Source organism: Leuconostoc sp., from assembly GCF_965300815.1.
This window is the reverse complement of the sequence record NZ_CBDKZH010000159.1, coordinates 1,206-2,263: the sequence shown is the minus strand read 5'-3', so window position 1 is coordinate 2,263 and position 1,058 is coordinate 1,206. Positions and strand designations below refer to the sequence as shown.

The 1,058-nt window shown below is 43.0% G+C and carries 1 protein-coding gene; it reads right to left on the bottom strand.

The features are described from left to right. Nucleotides 1-120: 120 nt before the first annotated feature. A partial coding sequence (gene dld, locus ACW12G_RS07610; RefSeq protein ID WP_455647676.1) for a D-lactate dehydrogenase occupies nucleotides 121-1,058 on the bottom strand: 938 nt, incomplete at its 5' end.

The window sequence follows — 1,058 nt, the reverse complement described above, 5'->3', positions numbered from 1 at the left end:
GGTTTTAAGTGCTAAGTATACCAATATTGACAAGCTAAAAGTTGCTAATTCACTTATTTTGCCTAAAAATAGACACAAAAAAAACGCAACCAGATTATCCAGTTGCGCCTTTTAGCGTTATTAATACTCACCCCAATACTTAGACATTGATTGTTGCCCAATACCAGGATTAAAGCTGTTAGTTGGATCGTTTTTACGATAGTGATCCACCAATGCGGGGGCTGCGAGGTACAAGTGGCCGACATTATGTTCGGCCGGATACACCGCATGACGGGCATCCAAAATTTTTAACATTTCCTGTTTGAGTGCATGAGCATCGACCCCAGGCTTCAAGATATAATCCTGATGCATCACATGATCGAGTAAGTGACCATAGTAGATTTTATAGGCAATTTTCTCTTCGATTTCAGCTGGTAACTGTTCAAACCAATGATATTCATTGCTGGCAAAAGCAATATCTAACGGCAAAATGTCGATGGTATCTTGTTTGAGTTCTTGATAGCGAATCGCCACACCGGCCGTCACATAGCGGTGTGTCTCTGCCTTACTGGTTTCATTCGCATCCGCTTCAAAATAATCCCCATCCTGAGTTGGGAAGAATGACGCCAAATACTCACGTGCTTCAGCAATCCCATCCCCAGCCATTTTAAGTTGCAAATAGTGGTCATACTTGTCATGGTACGCTTCTAACCGTTCTGGTAATTGATTGGGGAAAAGATGACTGGCACCTTGCAATAACCGATCTGGGAAATAAGGCTTAAAGAATGGCACATGCTTTAAGAAACGTTCACCCCACGCTTTCAAGGCAAACATTTGTGGTAAGTGGCCAGTCCCGATTTTTTCAATCACAATTAGCGAGTCTTTCCCGTATTGCTTAGCGAGTTCGTAGGCTGTTTTATGCATATACTCACCAGACACTGGCAAAGATTTGAAATGCGTCATGATATGACGCCGAATATCTTCTAATTCATCTGGGTTATTGGTCCCGATGTAAAAGACCTGTGTGGTCTCATCTTTGGGAAAGGTATCTAGCCGGACCGCTAATGCGGCAACGTGCC